Origin of the sequence: Ciceribacter sp. L1K23 (assembly GCF_018122705.1) — a bacterium.
Taxonomy (GTDB): Bacteria; Pseudomonadota; Alphaproteobacteria; order Rhizobiales; family Rhizobiaceae; genus Allorhizobium.
Window position 1 is genome coordinate 48182 of record NZ_JAGRRC010000002.1, and the last position, 20561, is coordinate 68742.

16 protein-coding genes are annotated in these 20561 nt (G+C 62.8%); 4 read left to right on the forward strand and 12 right to left on the reverse strand.

The features are described from left to right. Nucleotides 1-71 precede the first annotated feature (71 nt). On the forward strand, nucleotides 72-3308 hold the full coding sequence (locus J5J10_RS19325; protein WP_211931336.1) for a multidrug efflux RND transporter permease subunit: 3237 nt from the start codon (nucleotides 72-74) through the stop codon (nucleotides 3306-3308). A 69-nt stretch (nucleotides 3309-3377) separates the two neighbouring features. Here J5J10_RS19325 and J5J10_RS19330 read toward each other — a convergent pair whose 3' ends face one another. The 7 genes from J5J10_RS19330 to J5J10_RS19360 form a co-directional block, all read right to left on the reverse strand. Continuing rightward, nucleotides 3378-4388 carry a zinc-binding alcohol dehydrogenase family protein gene (locus tag J5J10_RS19330; protein WP_211931337.1) on the reverse strand — a complete coding sequence of 337 codons (1011 nt, stop codon included), beginning with the start codon at nucleotides 4386-4388 and terminating at the stop codon, nucleotides 3378-3380. Between the two features lie 64 nt (nucleotides 4389-4452). Then, a complete protein-coding gene (locus J5J10_RS19335; RefSeq protein WP_211931791.1) occupies nucleotides 4453-5502 on the reverse strand; it encodes an L-idonate 5-dehydrogenase in 1050 nt (349 codons plus the stop codon). Between the two features lie 58 nt (nucleotides 5503-5560). Next, complete coding sequence (locus tag J5J10_RS19340; RefSeq protein ID WP_208554226.1) at nucleotides 5561-6967, reverse strand: TRAP transporter large permease; 1407 nt, start codon at nucleotides 6965-6967, stop codon at nucleotides 5561-5563. 3 nt (nucleotides 6968-6970) lie between these two features. Further along, the gene (locus tag J5J10_RS19345) at nucleotides 6971-7543 is read right to left on the reverse strand and encodes a TRAP transporter small permease (RefSeq protein ID WP_211931338.1); all 573 of its coding nucleotides are present in this window, start codon (nucleotides 7541-7543) and stop codon (nucleotides 6971-6973) included. 66 nt (nucleotides 7544-7609) lie between these two features. After that, nucleotides 7610-8584, reverse strand: a complete 975-nt coding sequence (locus J5J10_RS19350; protein WP_211931339.1) for a sialic acid TRAP transporter substrate-binding protein SiaP — start codon at nucleotides 8582-8584, stop codon at nucleotides 7610-7612. A 67-nt stretch (nucleotides 8585-8651) separates the two neighbouring features. Then, on the reverse strand, nucleotides 8652-9359 hold the full coding sequence (locus tag J5J10_RS19355; protein WP_211931340.1) for a FadR/GntR family transcriptional regulator: 708 nt from the start codon (nucleotides 9357-9359) through the stop codon (nucleotides 8652-8654). Between the two features lie 147 nt (nucleotides 9360-9506). Further along, entirely contained in the window at nucleotides 9507-10568 is a 1062-nt protein-coding gene (locus J5J10_RS19360) for an Ldh family oxidoreductase (RefSeq protein ID WP_211931341.1), read from the reverse strand. Nucleotides 10569-10649: 81 nt separating this feature from the next. Between J5J10_RS19360 and J5J10_RS19365 the strand changes: the two genes are divergently transcribed. The 3 genes from J5J10_RS19365 to J5J10_RS19375 all read left to right on the forward strand — a co-directional run bounded on the left by J5J10_RS19365 (nucleotide 10650) and on the right by J5J10_RS19375 (nucleotide 14592). Further along, entirely contained in the window at nucleotides 10650-11642 is a 993-nt protein-coding gene (locus J5J10_RS19365) for a GntR family transcriptional regulator (RefSeq protein WP_211931342.1), read from the forward strand. A gap of 91 nt (nucleotides 11643-11733) precedes the next feature. Further along, nucleotides 11734-12852: a mandelate racemase/muconate lactonizing enzyme family protein gene (locus tag J5J10_RS19370; RefSeq protein WP_211931343.1), complete on the forward strand. Its 1119-nt coding sequence runs from the start codon at nucleotides 11734-11736 to the stop codon at nucleotides 12850-12852. A 225-nt stretch (nucleotides 12853-13077) separates the two neighbouring features. Continuing rightward, nucleotides 13078-14592, forward strand: a complete 1515-nt coding sequence (locus J5J10_RS19375; protein ID WP_211931344.1) for an aldehyde dehydrogenase (NADP(+)) — start codon at nucleotides 13078-13080, stop codon at nucleotides 14590-14592. A gap of 53 nt (nucleotides 14593-14645) precedes the next feature. On the opposite strand, the gene J5J10_RS19380 is transcribed toward J5J10_RS19375, so the two are convergent. The 5 genes from J5J10_RS19380 to hutI are packed head-to-tail and all read right to left on the reverse strand — an operon-like array spanning nucleotide 14646 to nucleotide 20525. Beyond that, complete coding sequence (locus tag J5J10_RS19380; RefSeq protein ID WP_211931345.1) at nucleotides 14646-15224, reverse strand: HutD family protein; 579 nt, start codon at nucleotides 15222-15224, stop codon at nucleotides 14646-14648. 8 nt (nucleotides 15225-15232) lie between these two features. After that, nucleotides 15233-16918 carry a urocanate hydratase gene (gene hutU / locus J5J10_RS19385; protein WP_211931346.1) on the reverse strand — a complete coding sequence of 562 codons (1686 nt, stop codon included), beginning with the start codon at nucleotides 16916-16918 and terminating at the stop codon, nucleotides 15233-15235. Between the two features lies 1 nt (nucleotide 16919). Continuing rightward, nucleotides 16920-17729 carry an N-formylglutamate deformylase gene (gene hutG, locus J5J10_RS19390; RefSeq protein WP_211931347.1) on the reverse strand — a complete coding sequence of 270 codons (810 nt, stop codon included), beginning with the start codon at nucleotides 17727-17729 and terminating at the stop codon, nucleotides 16920-16922. A gap of 1 nt (nucleotide 17730) precedes the next feature. Next, nucleotides 17731-19266, reverse strand: a complete 1536-nt coding sequence (gene hutH, locus J5J10_RS19395; protein ID WP_211931348.1) for a histidine ammonia-lyase — start codon at nucleotides 19264-19266, stop codon at nucleotides 17731-17733. Beyond that, nucleotides 19263-20525 carry an imidazolonepropionase gene (gene hutI, locus J5J10_RS19400; protein ID WP_211931349.1) on the reverse strand — a complete coding sequence of 421 codons (1263 nt, stop codon included), beginning with the start codon at nucleotides 20523-20525 and terminating at the stop codon, nucleotides 19263-19265. The genes hutH and hutI overlap by 4 nt, the downstream gene beginning before the upstream one ends. Nucleotides 20526-20561: the final 36 nt, after the last annotated feature.

Consider the following 20561-nt stretch of genomic DNA (forward strand, 5'->3'; position numbering starts at 1 on the left):
ACCGATCGCCGGTCCCTCGACCGGCGATGCGGGTTCGTTCGTCCAGATTTCATCCCGGAGAGGGACCTGACATGAATATCTCCCGTTTCTTCGTCGACAGACCGGTCTTCGCGGCCGTGCTTTCGATCCTCATCGTGGTCGCCGGCCTGATCGGCATGCGATCGCTGCCGATTTCGGAGTATCCCGAGGTCGTGCCGCCATCGATCGTGGTGCGCGCCACCTATCCTGGCGCGAACCCGGTGGTCATCTCCGAAACCGTCGCGACACCGCTCGAAGAGCAGATCAACGGTGTCGAGGACATGCTGTACATGAACAGCCAGGCGACGTCCGACGGCGTTTTGACGGTGACGGTCACCTTCAAGCTCGGGACCGACCCCGACAAGGCGCAGCAGCTGGTGCAGAACCGCGTGTCGCAGGCCGAACCGCGGCTTCCGGCCGAGGTACGGGCGCTCGGGGTGACGACGGTGAAGAGCTCGCCTGACTTCATCATGGTGGTCAACCTCGTCTCGACGACGGATCGCTACGATGTAACCTATCTGCGCAACTATGCGACGCTCAACATCCGCGACCGTCTGGCGCGCATCGAAGGCGTGGGGCAGGTCCAGGTGTTCGGCGCCGGCGACTATGCCATGCGCGTTTGGATCGATCCGCAGAAGGCAGCTCAAAACGGGCTCGCTGCAAGCGACATCACCAACGCGATCCGTTCGCAGAACGTCCAGGCGGCGGCGGGCATCATTGGTGCCTCGCCCAATCTCGACGGCGTCGACCTGCAGCTGAACGTCAATGCCCAGGGACGCCTTCGCACGCCAGAAGAGTTCGGCAACATCATCGTCAAGACCGGCGACGAGGGCCAGATTACGCGGCTGAGGGACGTCGCGCGCGTCGAAATGGGCGCGGCCGACTATACGTTGCGCTCGCTGCTCGATGGCGATCCGGCGGTGGCGATCGCCGTGCTCCAGGCCCCAGGCTCGAACGCGATCGAGATCGCCGACAACGTGCATGCCACCATGGACCAACTGCAACTGGCGATGCCGGAAGGCGTTCGCTACGAGATCGTCTACGACACTACCGAGTTCGTCCGGTCGTCGATCGAGAAGGTGGTCGACACGCTGCTGGAAGCCGTGGCGCTCGTGGTGCTCGTTGTTATCATCTTCCTGCAGACCTGGCGGGCCTCGATCATTCCGCTGATCGCCGTTCCCGTCTCGATTATCGGTACATTCGCGGTGATGTATGCCTTCGGCTTCTCGATCAACGCACTGACGCTGTTCGGCCTGGTGCTGGCGATCGGTATCGTGGTCGACGACGCGATCGTTGTTGTCGAGAACGTCGAGCGCAATATAGAGAATGGTCTCAGTCCGCGGGAGGCGACATACAAAGCGATGCGGGAGGTCTCCGGGCCGATCATCGCCATCGCTCTCGTTCTGGTCGCGGTGTTCGTGCCGCTCGCCTTCATCAGCGGTCTGTCGGGTCAGTTCTACCGGCAGTTCGCGCTGACGATCGCCATTTCCACCGTGATCTCGGCGATCAATTCGCTGACGCTGTCGCCGGCGCTGGCGGCGCTTCTGCTGAAGGGCCATCATGCGCCGAAGGATTGGCTGACGCGCGGGATGGATTTCCTGCTCGGCTGGTTCTTCCGGGGCTTCAACAGGATTTTCGGTGCTGCATCGAACGGCTATGGACGCAGCGTTGAAGGGCTCGTCTCGCGCAAGTCCTTGATCATGATCGTCTATCTGGCATTGCTCGGCGCGACCTATTCGCTGTTCACCACCGTTCCCGGCGGCTTCGTCCCGGCCCAGGACAAGCAGTACCTGATCGGCTTCGCCCAGCTTCCCGATGGCGCAACGCTCGACCGGACGGAAGAGGTGATCAAGCGGATGAGCGAGATTGCCCTCGAACAGCCGGGTGTGGCCCATGCAATTGCCTTTCCGGGTCTGTCGATCAACGGCTTCACGATCGGCTCCAACTCGGGCATCGTTTTCGCTGTGCTCGACGACTTCGAGGAGCGGACGACTCCGGAGCTTTCTGGCGGGGCGATCGCGATGCAGCTGAACCAGAAGTTCTCCGGCATCCAGGACGCCTTCATCGCGATGTTCCCGCCGCCGCCGGTCAATGGTCTTGGTTCGACGGGTGGTTTCAAGCTGCAGATCGAGGATCGCGCAGGTCTCGGCTACGAAGCACTGGACGGGGCAACCAAGGCGTTCCTCGGCCGGGCCTACCAGACGCCGGAGCTTGCGGGGCTGTTTTCCAGCTTCCAGATCAACGTGCCGCAGCTCTATGCCGATATCGACCGCGCCAAGGCGCAGCAGCTCGGCGTGGCGGTGACGGATGTGTTCGAGACTCTGCAAATCTATCTCGGTTCGCTCTACGTCAACGACTTCAACGCTTTCGGACGGACCTACAGCGTCCGGGTGCAGGCCGACGCCGCCTACCGGGCGAAGGCCGAGGATATCGGCAAGCTGGAGGTGCGTTCGCAGTCGGGCGAGATGATCCCGCTTTCGGCCCTGCTGACGGTCGACAGTACGACAGGACCGGAACGCACCACGCGTTACAACGGCTTCCTGGCGGCCGACATCAACGGCGGACCGGCGCCCGGCTTCTCGTCGGGCCAGGCACAGGCAGCCATCGAGCGGATCGCGGCGGATACGCTGCCGCCCGGCATCGAGTTCGAATGGACGGACCTGACCTACCAGCAGATCCTCGCGGGTAACTCGAGCGTCGTGGTCTTCCCGCTGGCCCTGTTGCTGGTCTATCTCGTGCTCGCCGCCCAGTACGAAAGCCTCACGCTGCCGATCGCGATCATCATGATCGTGCCGATGAGCGTGCTGGCGGCATTGACCGGCGTCTGGCTCACCGGGGGTGACAACAATATCTTCACCCAGATCGGCCTCGTCGTCCTTGTGGGACTATCGGCGAAGAACGCGATCCTGATCGTGGAATTCGCCCGCGAGCTCGAATTCGAGGGCAGGACGCCGGTTCAGGCCGCGATCGAGGCCAGCCGGTTGCGCCTGCGGCCGATCCTGATGACCTCGATGGCGTTCATCATGGGCGTGGTACCGCTCGTGCTGTCGACGGGGGCAGGGGCCGAAATGCGCGCCGCCATGGGCGTCGCCGTGTTCTCCGGCATGATCGGCGTGACATTCTTCGGCATCTTCATGACACCTGTCTTTTACGTGTTGATCCGCCGGCTGGCCGGCAACCGGCCCCTGGTGCAGCACGAGACGACGGAACCGGTTCACATCGGGGAGACGCACACCGACGAAGGCGCCGATGTCGTCTTCCGTGCGGTGGAACACCAGACGCACGCCTGATCCGCCAACAGGCGCTGCAGCGAGAGGACCCGTTCATGACGAGCGGGTCCTTTTGCGTTTCGGTCCGGATCAGACCTCCAGAATTGCCTTGATCACGCCGGCTTCGGGACGAGACCATTCGGAGAAAAGCCTGATACCGTCATCAAGACGGCCCTGATGGGTGTTGAGTGCCCGTGTCGGAACGCGGCCGGCTTCCATCTGCCGGACCACTTCGGCAAAATCATCCGGCTGGGCGTTGCGGCTCGCAATAAGCGTCGCTTCCCGCTTGTGGAATTCCGGATCGGAGAAGGTGATGTCCTGCCGGACAACAGAGAGCAGGACGTAGCGAGCACCGTGGGCCAGGAAGTTGAAGCCGCGCTGCATAGGCACCGCATTGCCGGTGGCATCAATGACGACGTCGTACCATTCGTCGCCGGTCTGGCGCGCGGCCTCCGCTTCAGCGCCGGTGTCGGCGAAGATCGTTGCGTCGGCGCCCAACCCATCGACGGCGAACGCAAGGCGATCCTCGCGGGTGTCCATGACGGTGACATGGGCGCCGCGGGCCTTGGCGAAGATGATCGCCGACATTCCGATCGGACCGGAACCGGTAACGAGCACGCGATCCGAAGCGGCGATGCCGCCACGCTTCACGCCATGCGCGCCGATCGCAAGGAATTCGATCATGGCGGCATCGATCAAGGGAATGGAACCGGTGGGAACAACATTCTGTTCCGGCACCGAAAGGTACTCTGCCATGCCGCCATCACAGTGGACGCCGAGAACGCTGATGTTTCGGCAGGCATTGGTCAGGCCGCGTCGGCACGCCTGGCAGTGGCCGCAGGATAGATAGGGTACGATGTAGACCGGATCGCCCTTGCGCAGCCGGCTGCCAGCGGGAGCTTCCTCGACGGTGCCGGAGAGCTCATGCCCCATGACCCTGGGATATTCGAGAAAGGGATGCTTGCCGGCGAAGATGTGAAAATCGGTGCCGCAGATGCCGACGTGGCGGATGCGGACGAGAACCTCGCCGTCACGCCTCACCGGCTCGGGACGCGTGACGAGGGAGAGGCTGCCGGGTTCGTTGCAGAGAAGGGCTTTCATCGGATTATCCGGTCATGGTTGTTCGCTGATGTTTGAGGTCGGTTCATGGCGGCAGGCATCGATGTCATCCTGCTTCGTCGAATGTCAGTTGTACCTTGCAGGCTACCGAGCGGTCGCCGGCCTGCTCGAAGGCCTCGACCGCACTGGCAAGGGGAAGGCTGTGGGTGATGATCGGGCGCACGTCGATGGCGCGGCGCGAGATGAGATCGACCGCAAGTGCGAATTCCCGGTCAAAGCGCTGCGAACCCCGCCACACGATTTCCTTGCTCACAAGAGCGTTGAGCGGGAAGCTCATGTCACCGGTGACGCCGAGCTGCACCAGTGTACCACGCGGCTGGATGACCGCGAAGACACTGCGGAGAGCAGGGGCGGCGGCGGAGCATTCGAAAACGACGTCGAAGAGGCCCTTGTCCTTTTCGTAGGGTGACAAGCCTGCGGGATCCCGCGCGACGTTGATGGTCTCGTCGGCGCCCATCGCCGGAGCGCGGCCGAGCGCCGCGTCGCTGAGATCGGTTACCACGATCCGGCCAGCACCTGCGTGCCGCGCGGCTGCGACCGTCAACAGGCCGATCGGACCGGCACCCGTTACGAGCACGCTCGCGCCGGAGAGGTCACCGGCCTGGGCGACTGCGTGGAGGCAGACGGCCAGCGGCTCGGAACAGGCCGCTTCCGCCGGCGTGACGCCTTTGGCGACCGGATGGCACTGGATGGCGGGAACCGTGAGACGATCCCGGAACATGCCCTGCTCGTGAGGAAGGCGCATTGCGCTGCCCATGAAACGCATCGAGAGGCAATGGATCGTCTGGCCAAGGTCGCAGAAGCGGCACTGGCCGCAGGGCTGCGAGGGATTGACGGCCACCAGCATGCCGGGCGCGAGGTGAGAAGCGCCGCTGCCGACGGTCTCGACAATGCCGCTTGCCTCATGACCGGCGATAATCGGTTCACGAACGCGAACCGGTCCGAAGCCTCCGTCCTGATAGTAATGGAGGTCAGAACCGCAGATGCCGCCAGCCGCCATGCGCAGGCGTACTTCGCCAGGCCCGGGGTCGGGACTATCGTGCGTTTCGACCCTCAGATCGCGCGTTCCGTAAAGGCGTGCCACCCGCGTCAGCATGGCGAAGTTTCTTTCCATCAGTATGGCCTGGAACCGGCCGATGGACGGCCGGCTCGGGTCAGCGAATAAGGCCGAGCTGGGTCGGCAGCCACAACGTCAATTGCGGAACGAAGGTGATCAGCAGAAGGGCTGCGAAGAGCGGTATCATCCATGGCAGGATCGCCAGCGTCGTTCGCTCGACCGATAGCTTGGAAATCCTCGACAGCACGAACAGCACCATGCCGACCGGCGGCGTCAGGAGGCCGATCATCAGGTTCAACGTGATGACGACGCCGAGATGGACGGGATCGATGCCGTATCTTGCAGCGACGGGCATCAGGATCGGAACCAGAATGCTGATCGCCGCGATCGTGTCGAGGAAGGCGCCGACGATCAGAAGCAGGATGTTGACGATGATCAGGAAGGTCCACCAGTTATCGGTGAGCGAGAACATGAAGTCGGAGAACAGCTGCGCCGCCTGGCTCACCGTCAGCAACCAGGCAAAGATGGAAGCAGCGGTGACGATGAAGAGAACCGAGGCGGTGGTCTCGATCGTGTCGAAGGATGCCTTGGCGAGGGCGCGGAAGGTCATGGTGCGGTAGCGCACAAGGCCAAGGAAGAGCGACCAGATGACGGCCGCGACAGCCGCTTCGGTCGGCGTGAACCAGCCCATGGTCATGCCGCCGATCAGCAGCACCGGCGTCATCAGCGCCATCACCGCCGAGAAATCGAAAAACCAGTCGAGAGCGATCAGGGCAGCGAGAGCTATCAACACCGCGACGTTCACCGACAGTCCCGCAAGGATCAGTATATAGACGGCGGCTGGAAAACACAGGACCACTAAGACTTCGAGTGAAGCGCCGGCGAGACGGCGGAGCTCAAAAGGCGTGTCGGAACCCCATCCCTTGCGGTGGGCAAAGAACACGACGGTCAGCATCATCAATGCGGCCATCACGATCCCGGGCAGGATGCCGGCCATGAAAAGCGCACCGATCGATGCGTTCGCCATCATTCCGTAGATGACGAAGGGAAGGGAAGGGGGAAATATGGGGCCGAGCGTCGCGGAGGCCGCAGTGACGCCGACCGCTGCCTCAACGGGGTAGCCGTGGTCCTTCATCGCCTTGATCTCGATCGTGCCAATGCCGGCAGCATCGGCAAGGGCGGTGCCTGACATGCCCGAAAAGACCACCGAGCCGATGATGTTGACCTGCGCAAGTCCGCCTTTCATCCAGCCCACAAGCGACAAAGCGAAGTGGTAGATACGGCCAGTGACGCCGGCGATGTTCATCAGGTTGCCGACAAGGATGAAAAACGGGACTGCGATCAGCGGAAAACTTTCGACACCGGCAATCATGCGCTGCGCGGTGATGATGTCCGGGGCGACGCCGTAGACGAGAAGATAGCTGAGCGAGGCGACGATCATCGAGACGGCGACAGGCGTGCCGAGGATGAGGAGAAGCAGAAATGACCCAATAAGAAGCAGCACTATTCAAACTCCCTGCGGACCGGCTTCATCAGCCTGCTCGCGAACCGTTTTCTGGCTAATCATGTCCTTGATGAAATTCTGGATCGAACGCAGCAGCATCAGAACGAAGGCGGCGAGAACCGTGTAGAAGACGATCCCGCGCGGCAGGTCGACCGTGACCATGCGTTCGCTGCCGACGATGTCCATGTAGCGCCACATCAGCCAGGTGACATAGGCGAAGGCACCGATGACGACGATGTCGACCATGACCTGCAACACACGCGATACGCCATGCGGCAAAAGGCGATGCAGCAGATCAACCTGGATGTGCCGAACCAAGCGCACACACATGACCGATCCGAGGAAGACGACGATCACCAGACAATTGGCCGCGATCTCTTCCGTCCACGCATAGCTGTTGTTGAGCGCGTAGCGCGTGAAGAACTGCAGGAACACGCAGCACGCCATGCCCCAGAAGACCAGCATGGTCAGCCAATCCTCGACAGCGTAGGGCGAGAGATCGACCGGACCGGTCTCTTCCTCGAAGGCGTGCGCCATTTCATCCACGCTGATCGGCGGGTGATCCTTATCCGACATGTGTAAAACTCCATCCCTGAGGTCCGCAGACCTGGCGCCGCTCGGCGCGGCGCCAGGTCTCTTCGTTTACTGAACCGAGCGGATGGCTTCCCAGTCGGCCTTGTTGTATCCGAACTCCTCGAAGGTCACCTTTTCGAGCACGGTGTTCTCGAAGTCAGCCCGATCGACCTCGGTGACGTTGATGCCCTTTGCCTTGAAATCGGCGACAAGACCGTTTTCACGCTCCTCGATGATCTTGGTCGCGCGCGAAGCGGCCTCCTGCATCACTTCGGTGAAGATTTGCTTGTCCTCGTCAGACAGGCTTTCCCAACGGCTCTTCGAGACGACCGTGTTCAGGTGGTCGACGATGTGGCCGGTCAAGATGATGTTCTTCTGGACCTCGTAGAACTTCTTGGCCTCGATGGTCGTCAGCGGATTTTCCTGGGCCTCGACGGTGCCGTTCTGGAGCGCCAGATAGACTTCGGCGAAGGCAATCGGCGTGGTGTTGGCGCCGCAGGCGCGCGGCATCGCCAGGTAGGCCGGCACGTCGGGCACGCGAATCTTGAGGCCCTGCATGTCGGCGCAGCTTGCGATTGGGCGGTTCGAGGTCGTGTGGCGCGTGCCGTAGTAGGTGACCGCCGTGATATGGTTTCCGGTCGCCTCCTCGTAGCCCTTCGTCAGGCGCTTGAAGATGTCGCTCTTGGTATAGGCGAGCAGGTGGCTCGGATCGCGGAAGATGTAGGGATAGTAGGTCACGCCGATCGGCTTGTAGTCGCGGGCTGCGAAGCTTGACCCCGAGATGATGATGTCGACGGTGCCGAGCTTCAGGCCCTGGTTGATGTCGGCCTCCTTGCCAAGCTGCGAGGCCGGGAAGACCTCGATCTTGTAGCGACCTTCAGTGCGTTTGGCGATTTCCTCGGCGGCCCAGACGGACTCCGTGTGGAAGGGTTCCGACGTTTCGTAGACATGTGCCCATTTGAGCAGCGTTTCCGCATGGGCGGAGAGGGTCGACGCCATGATCACAGCGGCTGCACCCATCAAGGTCTTCAATCTGAATTTCATCGTATCCTCCAAAAATGATCCCAGATATGCGTTTCCGACGGCCGGGCTGATGGTCCGGCGACCGGCATTATCTCGGCTGCTCCTCCCCGAAGCTCTCCGAGAATCTCTTTTGCGCCAGTGTCAGGTGGCGACGCATCGCTTCGCGCGCGGCGGCCGGATCGGCCGCTGCGATCGCATCGCGAATGACTATGTGTTCCTCCAGCGCGAGCCTCCAGGTGTGGGGGCCTTCGAAGTAGCTCGCGAGTTTTTCGAAATAAGGCGAGGTGCGCTTGTGGCTCAGCATGCCCATCATGTGTTGGAGAGCCGTGTTGCCGATCATGGTCGCGATGGCCCTGTGAAACGCGAAGTCCGAGGCAACGGCTTCCGAAGGGTCGGCGAGGACCTGTTCCATGCGCTCCAGGATCTCATCGAGCCGTGCTATGCCTTCTGGTGTCACATGCCGCGCAGCCTCCTCTGCCACAGCACTTTCGACGATGCAGCGGGCCTGCAGGATTTCGAATGGCCCGTCCGTGTCCTGAAAAGGCTGGATGGCGTGCGGTGTGGTCGGCTTGCTCGAGACATAGATGCCCGATCCCATGCGAATCTGCACCAGGCCTTCCACCTCCAGGACGATAAGCGCTTCCCTTATCGTCGGGCGAGATACAGCTAGACGCTCCGCGAGGTCACGCTCGGCCGGCAGCCTGGCGCCGGGCGCGAGTTCACCAGCATCGATCAGGCTACGGATCTGATCCGCGACCTGCCGATAGAGGCGACGCGGTTCCAGCGCGACAAACATCCCAGTCCTCCCCACGGCCTCCTCAAGCCGGTCTGGTAAGGTGGCCTTACCAATTGTCAGTAAACGCCGATAGTGATGTCGCGTCAACCGTCCCCTGAAAAATTCCACCGCTCCTCAATCCGATGGCCTGGAGGCTTCCCGTTGTCGTCATGGCATCGCAACCCGGTATTGGTTCGCCAGAACCGCGAAAGACTCCAGGGTCTGCGGGTCGAGTTCGACGCCTTCGGCATCACGTCTGGCCGCCTCCGTCCATTCCCTGTCCCCGGGAGCCATGACGTGGCCACCTTCTCGCGTTGGAGAGGAGCGCAGGGTTTCGAGGTATCGTTTCATTCCAGCGACGAACGTCTCCCGATCTAGAAAGGCTTCCGGTTTCACGGCCATTACGAATGCCCCCATGCCTCTTGGCTTGGAGAAATCCGGTCCCGGCATCGGGTCGATATCGAAACTGAGCTTCATGCCGGTAAGCACGGCGCTGAGGATTTCTGCGAGACCGGCAAGTGCCGCCCCCTTAAAGCCGAAATCGCCACCCAGGGGCGCCAGCATTTCGACAGACCGGGGATCCGGTGTGTCGATGCCCGCCTTATCGGATGCCACGGCTTCCGGCAGCGCCTGATCCAGGCTGCGGTAGAGAAGCACGCGGTTGTACGGGATTGCGCTGGTCGCCATGTCCAGCAGCCATGGATCGCCATTTTCCACGGGCACGCCGACGGCGATCGGGTTCGTCCCATGAAATCGCATTGCACCTTGATGCAGTCGCACGAAACTGTCCGAATTGCAGAAGGTCAGGCCTATGAAGCCCTGCCTTGCCGCGTGGATCGAATAAGCGCCGGCCGGGCCAAAATGGGAGGTATTGCGGATGGCGACCGCGCCGATGCCGTACCGGTCCGCCAGCCCTGTCGCCCGATCCATCGCGGTATAGGCGGCGAGCGCGCCATGGGCATTGTCGGCATCGAGCGTCTCCACCGCGCCGAAGGCCGAGACGGTTTGCGGGGCAGGCCTCTTGTTCAGGCGCCCGCCTTCCAAACCCCTCACGTAGTGGGGCAACAGCCGGACGCCATGGCTGTCGATCCCGTATCGGGTGCCGTGCATCATGCCCCGTGTCGCGGCGTCCACCGTTGCCGGATTCGCTCCGCACGCCGCGAGAATATCGCGGCAGAACCGGTCGATCGCGGCAAGTGCGATGCGGCTCCGTGGCTTTGCCTGCAACATGGAGATAGGTTCCTCCCGCTTTTCTGTATTGTGTGTACACTATACATGGCTTAGGGATCATGCAATCCCCGGAGCGTGGCGATGACGGACACAAATCACGACAACAGGGGCGCGCTGGCGCCGAAGCTTTACCAGAGGACCTTCGACGTCCTCGCGGCGGATATCGAACGGGGGGTGTTCGCCGACGGCGCCCGGTTGACGGAGACGGGTGTCGCCGAGCGGTTCGGTGTTAGCCGCGCGCCGGCGCGGCAGGCGCTGCTCGCGCTCGAACGCTCGGGGCTTGTCCGGAAGAACGGGGCGAAGGGATACGAAGTCCGCGCGCCCGACATCGTCCGATCCGGCCGAGACCCGGTGGGCTCGGAAGACAGCCGAATCCACTTTCTGCCAAGTTGGGAAATCCTCTATCCGGATATCGAGATCGAGATCGTGTCACGCACGTCGCTGGCGAACTGGCGAATCAACGAGGCCGTTCTGGCGAGGCACTACGGGGTCAGCCGCACGGTGGCACGCGACGTCATCGCCCGCCTTCAGCAACGCGGCGTCGTTCAGAAGGATGACAAAGGCCGGTGGTATGCGCCGGCGCTGACGGCGAAGCGAGTCGATGAGCTTTACGAGTTGCGCTGGGTGCTTGAGCCGCTGGCGTTGGAAAAGGCATTTGGCTCTCTTCCCGCCGCCCTGTTGCCGAGGCTGAAAGCCAATGTCGAGGCCGCGATCGCCTCGCCTGAGGATGTCGACGGCAGGATGCTGGATACGCTGGAGCAGGACCTGCATGTCGAGTTACTCGGCTATTGCGACAACGGATCCCTGATGCGGGCCATAAGGCTGCCGCAGGCGCTTCTGGTGGCGCATCATTTTCTCTACCGCTGGACCGAGGAGATGTTCGTGACGGAGCCGTTCCTGCCGGAGCATCTGGATATCATCGACAGTCTCATTGCCGGTGAGGTGACCAGGGCGCAGGGTTTCCTGGTCCATCATCTCAAGGTTTCGCGTGAGAGGGCAATCCACAGGATCGAAGCGGTGGCGAAGATCATCGCGCCGGCGGACATTTCCTATCTCGAAAGGCTCGATGACTGAATGCGTATCGGTGGCAGCGTGACCTGCCGACTTTTATGTCCAATGCCGTGTTCGCGTCGGACGACTGACGGAAACCGGGAGGAACAAACATATGAAAATAACCAAAGTCGAACCCTTTATTGTACATCTGCCGCTGACTTCCGATTCCATTTCCGACTCCACGCACAGTATCACCCACTGGGGCGTGGTCGGGGCGAAGATCACCACCTCGGATGGCCGCTCAGGCTATGGTTTTACCGGGACGCACGCCCATCTGGCGTCAGACCGTCTCATCACGGCCTGCATCCGCGACTGCTACGCGCCGTTGCTGATCGGCGAGGACGCCTCCGACCATTCCCGTCTCTGGCGAAAGCTGGCCCGCAATCCAGCGCTTCAGTGGGTCGGTCGTGCCGGTATAACGCATCTGGCCCTTGCCGCGATCGATGTGGCGCTCTGGGATATCAAGGCAAAGGCGGCGGACCAGCCTCTGTGGAGCTATCTGGGCGGTGCCCGCACGGATCGCGTGGAGGCCTACAATACCGATATCGGTTGGCTGTCTTTCGGCCTTGCGGACCTTCTGGCCGGAGCAGCCCGGGCGGTTGAGGAGGAGGGGTTCAGCCGGCTCAAGATCAAGGTCGGGCACGATGATTCCAATGTGGATATCGCCCGGCTTTCCGCCGTGCGCGAACGCGTCGGCTCGGGGGTGCGCATTGCCATCGATGGCAACGGCAAATGGGACTTGCCGACATGCATGCGGTTTTGCGCGTCCGCGCGCGACCTCGACATCTACTGGTTCGAGGAACCGCTCTGGTATGACGATGTCGAGGGGCATGCGGCTCTTGCCCGCGGCACATCCATCCCCATCGCGCTCGGTGAACAGCTCTATACGGTCGATGCGTTTCGCTCGTTCATAAGTGCGGGTGCTGTCTCCTATGTTCAACCGGACGTGACCCGTCTCGGCGGAATCACGGAGTATATACAGGTCGCGGATCTGGCACTCGCCCACCGTCTGCCGGTCGTTCCGCATGCGGGCGAGATGAGCCAGGTGCATGTCCACCTGAGCTACTGGCATCCCGCGTCCACCATCCTTGAGTACATTCCGTGGATCAAAGACCATTTCGAGGAGCCGATCGACGTCCGCGAGGGTGTCTATAGACGGCCGGAACACCCGGGTGCAGGCACGACGGTTCTGGAAAGCAGCTTCGAACGCTACGGCAAGGCGTTGGCGTGAGACGGTTATGAGGTCAACAAGGGGCTTGTTCCGCCTGCCAATCTGCTTACATAAAGCGTCATGAGCCAATCTTGGGGCCGTCATGTTTGGCCTGTATTCTCCGCGTCTGGAGAAAAATCAGAAAAAGTATGATAATTCGCGACAAGGGGCTGGACGCTCGATCCCTGGCGCGCCAGAAGGTCGGGCAAGAAACCAACCGACCACCGACCGGAAGAGGAATATTCGATGACTTTTACACCGCACGGCAAGAACCTGATCGCAGGAGAGTGGATCGGCTCAGACGTCCGTTTCAAATCCTCCCCGGCCCACGGACCGTCCCATGAGTTTTCGGGCGGCACGCCGGCACTCGTCGACCAAGCGGTGAAGGCGGCCGAAGAAGCGTTCTGGACCTACGGCTACACGACGCGTGAGGAGCGGGCCGCTTTCCTCGAGGCGATCGCCGACGAGATCGAGGCGCGCGGCGAAGCCATCACCGAGATCGGTAGCCAGGAAACCGGCCTGCCGGAAGCGCGCCTTCAGGGCGAGCGCGGCCGCACGACCGGCCAGTTGCGCCTCTTCGCAAGCCATATCCGCAAGGGTGACTATCTCGATCGTCGTCACGACGAGGCGCTGCCGGATCGCAAGCCGCTGCCTCGCCCGGACATCAAGTTGGTCCAGCGGCCAATCGGCCCGGTCGCGGTCTTCGGCGCGTCGAACTTCCCGCTGGCCTTCTCGACCGCGGGCGGCGATACCGCTGCCGCGCTCGCAGCCGGTTGCCCTGTTGTCGTGAAGGGACATTCGGCCCATCCAGGCACCGGCGAGATCGTCGCGGAGGCCATTCATGCCGCGATCAAGAAGTGCGGCATGCATCCCGGCGTGTTCTCGCTGGTCCAGGCCAATTCGCGTGACGTGGGCGAGGCGCTCGTCACGCATCCGCTGATCAAGGCGGTCGGTTTTACCGGATCGCTCGGTGGCGGACGTGCCCTGTTCGATCTTTGCGCCGCCCGTCCTGAGCCGATCCCGTTCTTCGGCGAACTGGGTTCGGTGAACCCGATGTTTATCCTGCCGGAAGCGATCAAGGCACGCGGAAGCCAGATTGCCCAGGGCTGGGCAGGGTCTCTGACCATGGGCGCCGGCCAGTTCTGCACCAATCCCGGTATCGCCGTTGTGGTCGACGGTCCGGATGCCGATGCCTTCATCGAAGCAGCAACCAAGGCGCTGGAGCCGGTCGGTGCTCAGACCATGCTGACGGATGGTATCGCGGCGGCTTACCGCGCCGGTCGTGACCGCATTGCCGGCACCAAGGGTGTCCAGGAACTGCTGACCAGCACCTGCGACCTGCGCAATGCAACGCCTTACCTTTTCGCGACCTCCGGCAAGGAATGGCTGGACAACGAAGTGCTGGGCGAGGAAGTGTTCGGTCCGCTCGGCCTGATCGTCAAGGTCAAGGACGAGGACGAGATGCTGAAGATGGCGCGGTCGCTGCACGGTCAACTGACCTGCACGCTGCACATGGACGCCGGCGACACCGGCGTGGCGAAGAAGCTGATGCCGATCCTGGAGCGCAAGGCTGGCCGTCTGCTCGCCAACGGCTTCCCGACTGGCGTGGAAGTGTCCGAAGCCATGGTTCACGGTGGACCTTACCCGGCATCGACGAACTTCGGCGCGACCTCGGTCGGCACCATGTCGATCCGTCGCTTCCTGCGGCCGGTCTCATACCAGAACATCCCGGATGATATTCTTCCGGGCGATCTTCGGTAAGGACAGTCATACAGAAGCAAAGGGCCGGATCATCGATCCGGCCCTTTGTCTTTTCAGCCGGCAATGTCTATGCCGATGAGGTAGGCTGTCGTCGGCGTGGCTGCCTTGATTGTCAGACTTTCATGGCGTCCGATGTCAAGTAGGACGTCGAACGCATCGACCTGTTCCGCATTGCCATTCGCCGTGATCGTAGCTCGGCTCGTGAACACGATCATGTTGAACTCGTGTTCGGTGGTTACCGCCAGTGACTGCGAGCAGACGAGGCGGCTCATCCGGTGCGTGGCGGAGCCGCGCAGCGTCATGATGTTGAGATCCGTGGTCTCGCCGCCCTCGGTGATCGCCTCGACCACCGCGTCTCCGGAAAAGCTGTACGGTTCCCCGAGAGCATCGAGCGTCGCGTCTTCCTTACCATCGACCATCAATCGTACGGGCTTGCCACTCAGCGCCGCGATGGTCCGGTCGATGCCGGAGAAGAGGGAAAACGGTCCGGAACCCCTGATCGTGGCGAGACTCAGGCGCCAGAGAAACGGCGCGTCCGGACGCGGAGAAGGCGCCAGCGCCACCTCGCGGGTGACGCCGAGGCCGTTCTTCCACGGCATGACCTTGTGTTCTTCCGAACGCTGGATGCGCATCCTGAGGCTCAGTTTCCGAGGACGCCCGGCAGGCGGAGACCCTTTTCCGTCGCGCAATCGAGCGCGATGTCGTAGCCGGCATCCGCATGGCGCATCACGCCGGTGGCCGGGTCGTTCCAGAGCACGCGTTCCAGGCGGCGGTCGGCATCTTCCGAGCCGTCGCAGCAGATGACCATGCCGGAATGCTGGGAGAAGCCCATGCCGACGCCGCCGCCGTGGTGCAGCGACACCCAGGTGGCGCCGGATGCGGTGTTGAGCAGGGCGTTGAGGAGCGGCCAGTCGGACACGGCGTCGGAGCCGTCCTTCATCGCTTCGGTCTCGCGGTTTGGCGAGGCGACAGATCCGGAATCGAGATGGTCGCGGCCGATGACGATCGGGGCGGAGAGTTCGCCGTTCCTGACCATCTCGTTGAAGGCGAGGCCGAGCTTGTGGCGGTCGCCCAGACCCACCCAGCAGATGCGTGCCGGCAGGCCCTGGAAGGAAATGCGCTCCCGCGCCATGTCCAGCCAGTTGTGCAGGTGCTTGTTGTCGGGCAGCAGTTCCTTCACCTTGGCGTCGGTCTTGTAGATGTCTTCCGGGTTGCCCGACAGCGCCGCCCAGCGAAACGGGCCGATGCCGCGGCAGAAGAGCGGGCGGATGTAGGCCGGCACGAAGCCGGGGAAGGCGAAGGCGTTTTCCAGCCCTTCATCTTTCGCGACCTGACGGATGTTGTTGCCGTAATCGAGCGTCGGGACGCCAGCATGCCAGAAGGCGACCATGGCTTCGACATGGCGTTTCATCGAGGCGCGGGCCGCAGCCTCCACGGCCTTCGGGTCGGTCTCGCGTTTCGCCTTGTGCTCGGCGACGGTCCAGCCGGCCGGCAGGTAGCCGTTCAGCGGGTCGTGCGCCGAGGTCTGGTCGGTGACGATGTCGGGGCGCGGGCCGCCGGCATTCATGCGGGCCACCAGTTCTGGGAAGACTTCGGCGGCATTGCCGAGCAGGCCGACGGATTTGGCTTCACCAGCCTTGGTCCACTCATCGATCATGGCCAGTGCTTCGTCGAGCGTCTTTGCCTTGGCATCGACGTAACGAGTGCGCAGGCGGAAGTCGATGCGGGTCTCGTCGCTTTCAACAGCCAGGCAGCAGGCGCCGGCCATGACGGCTGCGAGCGGCTGGGCGCCACCCATGCCGCCGAGACCACCTGTCAGGATCCACTTACCCTTGAGATTGCCGTTGTAATGCTGGCGGCCGGCTTCGACGAAGGTTTCGTAGGTGCCCTGCACGATGCCTTGCGTGCCGATGTAAATCCACGAGCCGGCGGTCATCTGGCCGTACATGGCCAGTCCCTTCTTATCCAGCTCGTTGAAATGATCCCAGGTCGCCCAGTGTGGGACGAGGTTGGAATTGGCGATCAGCACGCGCGGAGCGTCCTTGTGGGTGCGGAACACGCCCACCGGCTTGCCCGACTGCACGAGCAGCGTCTCTTCTTCCGTCAGCGTCTTCAATGTTTCGGCGATCTTGTCGAAATCGGCCCAGGTGCGGGCGGCGCGGCCGATGCCGCCATAGACCACCAACTCGTGCGGGTTTTCCGCAACGTCAGGGTCGAGGTTGTTCATCAGCATCCGCAAGGGTGCTTCCGTCATCCAGCTCTTCGCGTTGAGTTCGTTGCCGCGTGGTGCGCGGACTTCCCTGATGTTGTGGCGCGGGTTGGTCATGTCAGGTCCCCATGGCTTTCAGTTCGTAAGCGACGGCCTCGATCCGGCCGAGAATGGATTTCAGGTGAACGCGGAGCTTTTCCGCTTTTTCGGGATCGTAGTCGAAGGGTGGTTCCTCGGTCGCGAGGTGGGTCGACTGGGCGAGCTCCATCTGGAGAGCATGGACGCCATCGCCTGGGCGGCCGTAGTGCCGCGTCGTCCAGCCACCCTTGAACCGACCGTTGACGATACTGGTATAGCCGGGCGCATATCCCGCGACTTCGGCCGTGACTCGCTCGAATTCCAGAGCGCAGGAAGCTCCGGAATTGCTGCCTATATTGAAGTCCGGCAAGGTGCCCTCGAACAGGAAGGGTATATGCGAGCGGATCGAATGGCAGTCGTAGAGGAAGGCCAGGCCGTGGATTGCCTTTACCCGCTTGATCTCGGCCGACAGGGCCGCATGATAGGGCGCGTGGAAATCGCGCAGGCGTTCAGCGATGTCGTCTGGATCCGGTTCCTCGCCCTCGCGCCAGATCGGCTGTCCGTCGAAGTCCGTTTCCGGGACCAGTCCCGTGGTGTTCTGGCCGGGATAGAGGCTGACGCCTTCAGGATCGCGGTTGGCGTCGATCACGTAGCGATGGAAGGTGGCGCGGACCGTCGTCGCCTCGGGCAGGAGGCCTGCGTAGAGGTCGTGGATATGCCAGTCCGTATCGGCAAGGATTTTGCCGTTGTCGTTGAGACGCTTCCAGATCGCGTCGGGAACGTTCGTTCCGGTGTGCGGGAAGGCGAGGATGACGGGTGATGTGCCGGAGATGACTTCAACAACCGACATGTCAGGTCTCCAGAACCGGCAGCAAACCGGAAGAGATAGCGGCGGTGAGCGTGCCGGATGAGACGAGTTCGGACGCGGCAACCAGATCGGGCGCCATGTAGCGATCCTCTTCCAGCGACGGAATGGCGGAGCGGATCGTGGCGATGACCTTCACGAGTTCCGGGCTCGTCGCGAGCGGAGCACGGAACTCCACGCCTTGCGCGGCGGTAAGCGCCTCGATGCCGATGATGGCAAACAGGTTGTCGGTCATCTGCAGCAGGCGGCGGGCGCCGTGGCAGGCCATCGAGACATGGTCTTCCTGGTTGGCGGAGGTGGGCGTCGAATCGACTGATGCCGGGTGCGACATCTGCTTGTTCTCGCTCATCAGCGCTGCGGACGTGACCTCGGCGATCATCAGGCCGGAGTTCAGGCCCGGCTTCTTCGCGAGGAAGGCTGGCAGACCATAGGACAGAGCCGGGTCGACAAGGAGCGCAATGCGGCGCTGCGCGATGGCGCCGATCTCGCAGATCGCGAGCGCGGTCTGGTCGGCGGCAAAGGCGACGGGTTCGGCATGGAAGTTGCCGCCCGAGACCACCGAACCGTCGGAGAGAACCAGCGGATTGTCGGTGACTGCGTTGGCTTCGATTTCCAGCGTGCGGGCCACCGAACGCAGGAGGTCGAGGCAGGCACCGTCGACCTGTGGCTGGCAGCGGATGCAATAGGGATCCTGCACGCGTTCGTCGCCCTCGACGTGGCTGTTGCGGATTTCGGAGCCTTCAAGCAGTTGCCGCAACGCGGCGCCGGCATCGATCTGGCCCTTGTGGCCGCGCAGCGTGTGGATATCCGGATGGAAGGGAGCGGACGAGCCCATGGCGGCGTCGGTCGACAAGGCGCCGGTGATGAGCGCCGCCTGCGCTGCCCGGTGGGCACGGAACAGGCCGGCGAGTGCCAGAGCGGTCGAGGCTTGGGTGCCGTTGATCAGCGCCAGTCCCTCCTTGGCGGCGAGCACGACGGGCATCAGGCCGGCGCGGTTAAGCGCGGTGGCGCCATCGAGGCGTTCTCCGGCTAAGAAGGCCTCGCCATGGCCCATCATGACCGCGGCCATGTGGGCGAGCGGCGCGAGGTCGCCGGAAGCGCCGACGGAGCCCTTTTCCGGGATCACCGGGGTCACGCCCCGTTCCAGCATGCCTTCGATCAAGCGGACGAGCTCCAGGCGCACGCCGGATGCGCCACGGCCGAGGGAGACGAGCTTCAGCGCCATGATCAGGCGGACGACATTGTCCGGCATGGGTGCGCCGACGCCGCAGCAATGAGAAAGGATCAGGTTACGCTGGAGTGTCGCGGTGTCGGCGGCATCGATCTTGATCGAGGCAAGTTTGCCGAAGCCGGTATTGATGCCGTAAACGGGGGCGTTGCCGGCCGCGATCGCGGCAATGCGTTCGGCAGCCTTGACGATCCCGGCATCGAACGAACGGTCGAGGACGGCGTTCGTGCCATTCCAGTAGATATCGGAGAGTTCGGACAGGCTTACCTGACCAGGCTTGAGGGTGATCGTCATAGGCTTTTGCCTTCTCCCTTGAAGATGCGGCCGGCGAGCGGATTGAAGCCGATGCGGTAAACAAGCTCGGCCGGGCTATCGATGTTCCAGATGGCGAGATCCGCGGATTTGCCGACTTCCAGCGTGCCGGTTTCGCCAAGGAGGCCGAGGGCACGGGCAGCCTCGCGGGTCGTGCCGGCAAGGCATTCCTCGACGGTCAGGCCGAAGAGCGTCGCCGCCATGTTCATGGCGAGCAGCAGTGAGGTCAGCGGCGATGTGCCGGGATTGCAGTCGGTGGCGACAGCGATCCGGGTTCCGGCCTGACGCAGCGCGGCGACCGGCGGTTTGCGGGTTTCGCGGATGGCGTAGAAGGCGCCGGGCAGAAGGACGGCGACGGTTCCTGATGCGGCCATGGCGGCGCCGCCGTCGGCGTCCAGATATTCGAGATGATCGGCGGAGAGCGCGCCATAGCTCGCCGCGAGTTTCGCGCCGCCGAGATCGGAAAGTTGTTCGGCATGCAGCTTGACGCGCACGCCGAGTGCCCTGGCGTGATCGAAGACGCGGGCGATTTCTTCCGGCGAGAATGCAATGCCCTCGCAGAAGCCGTCGACGGCATCGACCAAGCCTTCCATGTGGGCCAGATCAAGGCCGGGGAGGACGACATCCGTGATATAGTCGCCGTTGCGGCCACGATACTCGACCGGTGTCGCGTGGGCGGCGAGCCATGAGGTGACGATGCGGACGGGGCGAAGCTCCTGCAGGCGGCGCGCGGCGCGCAGCATTCGGAGTTCGGCGTCGATGTTGAGGCCGTAACCTGACTTGATCTCGACCGTGGAGACGCCTTCGGCCAGCAGAGTGTCCAGACGTGGGAGGCTTTCGGAAACGAGTTCGTCGACGGACAGCGCGTTGGTGGCCTTCACGGACGAAACGATGCCGCCACCGGCGCGCGCGATTTCCTCGTAGGTGGCGCCGGCGAGGCGCATCTCGAATTCGCGGGCGCGGTTGCCGCCATGGACGATGTGGGTGTGGCAGTCGATCAGCGCGGGGGTGACCCAGCGGCCGCCAAGATCATTCAACACGGAGTCGGATTGCATGGTCTGCGTGACATCGGCCATCTCGCCGACCCATTCAATTCGTCCGCCACGGGCCAGGATCGCTCCGCTCTCGATGATCCCGAGGCCTACTTTCGACGGATCCAGCGTTGCGATGCGAGCATTGGACCAGAGCGTTTGTCGCTCCGGCCGCGCACCGTGTCCTATTGCAGATTCGTTCCCGGTCATTTGTCTTGACCCTTTCATTTCTTGAAAACATGTATA

Excerpts from the sequence above, each read along its gene's own strand:
- J5J10_RS19325 (WP_211931336.1), top strand. The coding sequence starts at position 72 with ATGAATATCTCCCGTTTCTTCGTCGACAGACCGGTCTTCGCGGCCGTG.
- J5J10_RS19330 (WP_211931337.1), bottom strand. The coding sequence starts at position 4,388 with ATGAAAGCCCTTCTCTGCAACGAACCCGGCAGCCTCTCCCTCGTCACG.
- J5J10_RS19335 (WP_211931791.1), bottom strand. The coding sequence starts at position 5,502 with ATGCTGACGCGGGTGGCACGCCTTTACGGAACGCGCGATCTGAGGGTC.
- J5J10_RS19345 (WP_211931338.1), bottom strand. The coding sequence starts at position 7,543 with ATGTCGGATAAGGATCACCCGCCGATCAGCGTGGATGAAATGGCGCAC.
- J5J10_RS19350 (WP_211931339.1), bottom strand. The coding sequence starts at position 8,584 with ATGAAATTCAGATTGAAGACCTTGATGGGTGCAGCCGCTGTGATCATG.
- J5J10_RS19355 (WP_211931340.1), bottom strand. The coding sequence starts at position 9,359 with ATGTTTGTCGCGCTGGAACCGCGTCGCCTCTATCGGCAGGTCGCGGAT.
- J5J10_RS19360 (WP_211931341.1), bottom strand. The coding sequence starts at position 10,568 with ATGTTGCAGGCAAAGCCACGGAGCCGCATCGCACTTGCCGCGATCGAC.
- J5J10_RS19365 (WP_211931342.1), top strand. The coding sequence starts at position 10,650 with ATGACGGACACAAATCACGACAACAGGGGCGCGCTGGCGCCGAAGCTT.
- J5J10_RS19370 (WP_211931343.1), top strand. The coding sequence starts at position 11,734 with ATGAAAATAACCAAAGTCGAACCCTTTATTGTACATCTGCCGCTGACT.
- J5J10_RS19375 (WP_211931344.1), top strand. The coding sequence starts at position 13,078 with ATGACTTTTACACCGCACGGCAAGAACCTGATCGCAGGAGAGTGGATC.
- J5J10_RS19380 (WP_211931345.1), bottom strand. The coding sequence starts at position 15,224 with ATGCGCATCCAGCGTTCGGAAGAACACAAGGTCATGCCGTGGAAGAAC.
- hutU (WP_211931346.1), bottom strand. The coding sequence starts at position 16,918 with ATGACCAACCCGCGCCACAACATCAGGGAAGTCCGCGCACCACGCGGC.
- hutG (WP_211931347.1), bottom strand. The coding sequence starts at position 17,729 with ATGTCGGTTGTTGAAGTCATCTCCGGCACATCACCCGTCATCCTCGCC.
- hutH (WP_211931348.1), bottom strand. The coding sequence starts at position 19,266 with ATGACGATCACCCTCAAGCCTGGTCAGGTAAGCCTGTCCGAACTCTCC.
- hutI (WP_211931349.1), bottom strand. The coding sequence starts at position 20,525 with ATGACCGGGAACGAATCTGCAATAGGACACGGTGCGCGGCCGGAGCGA.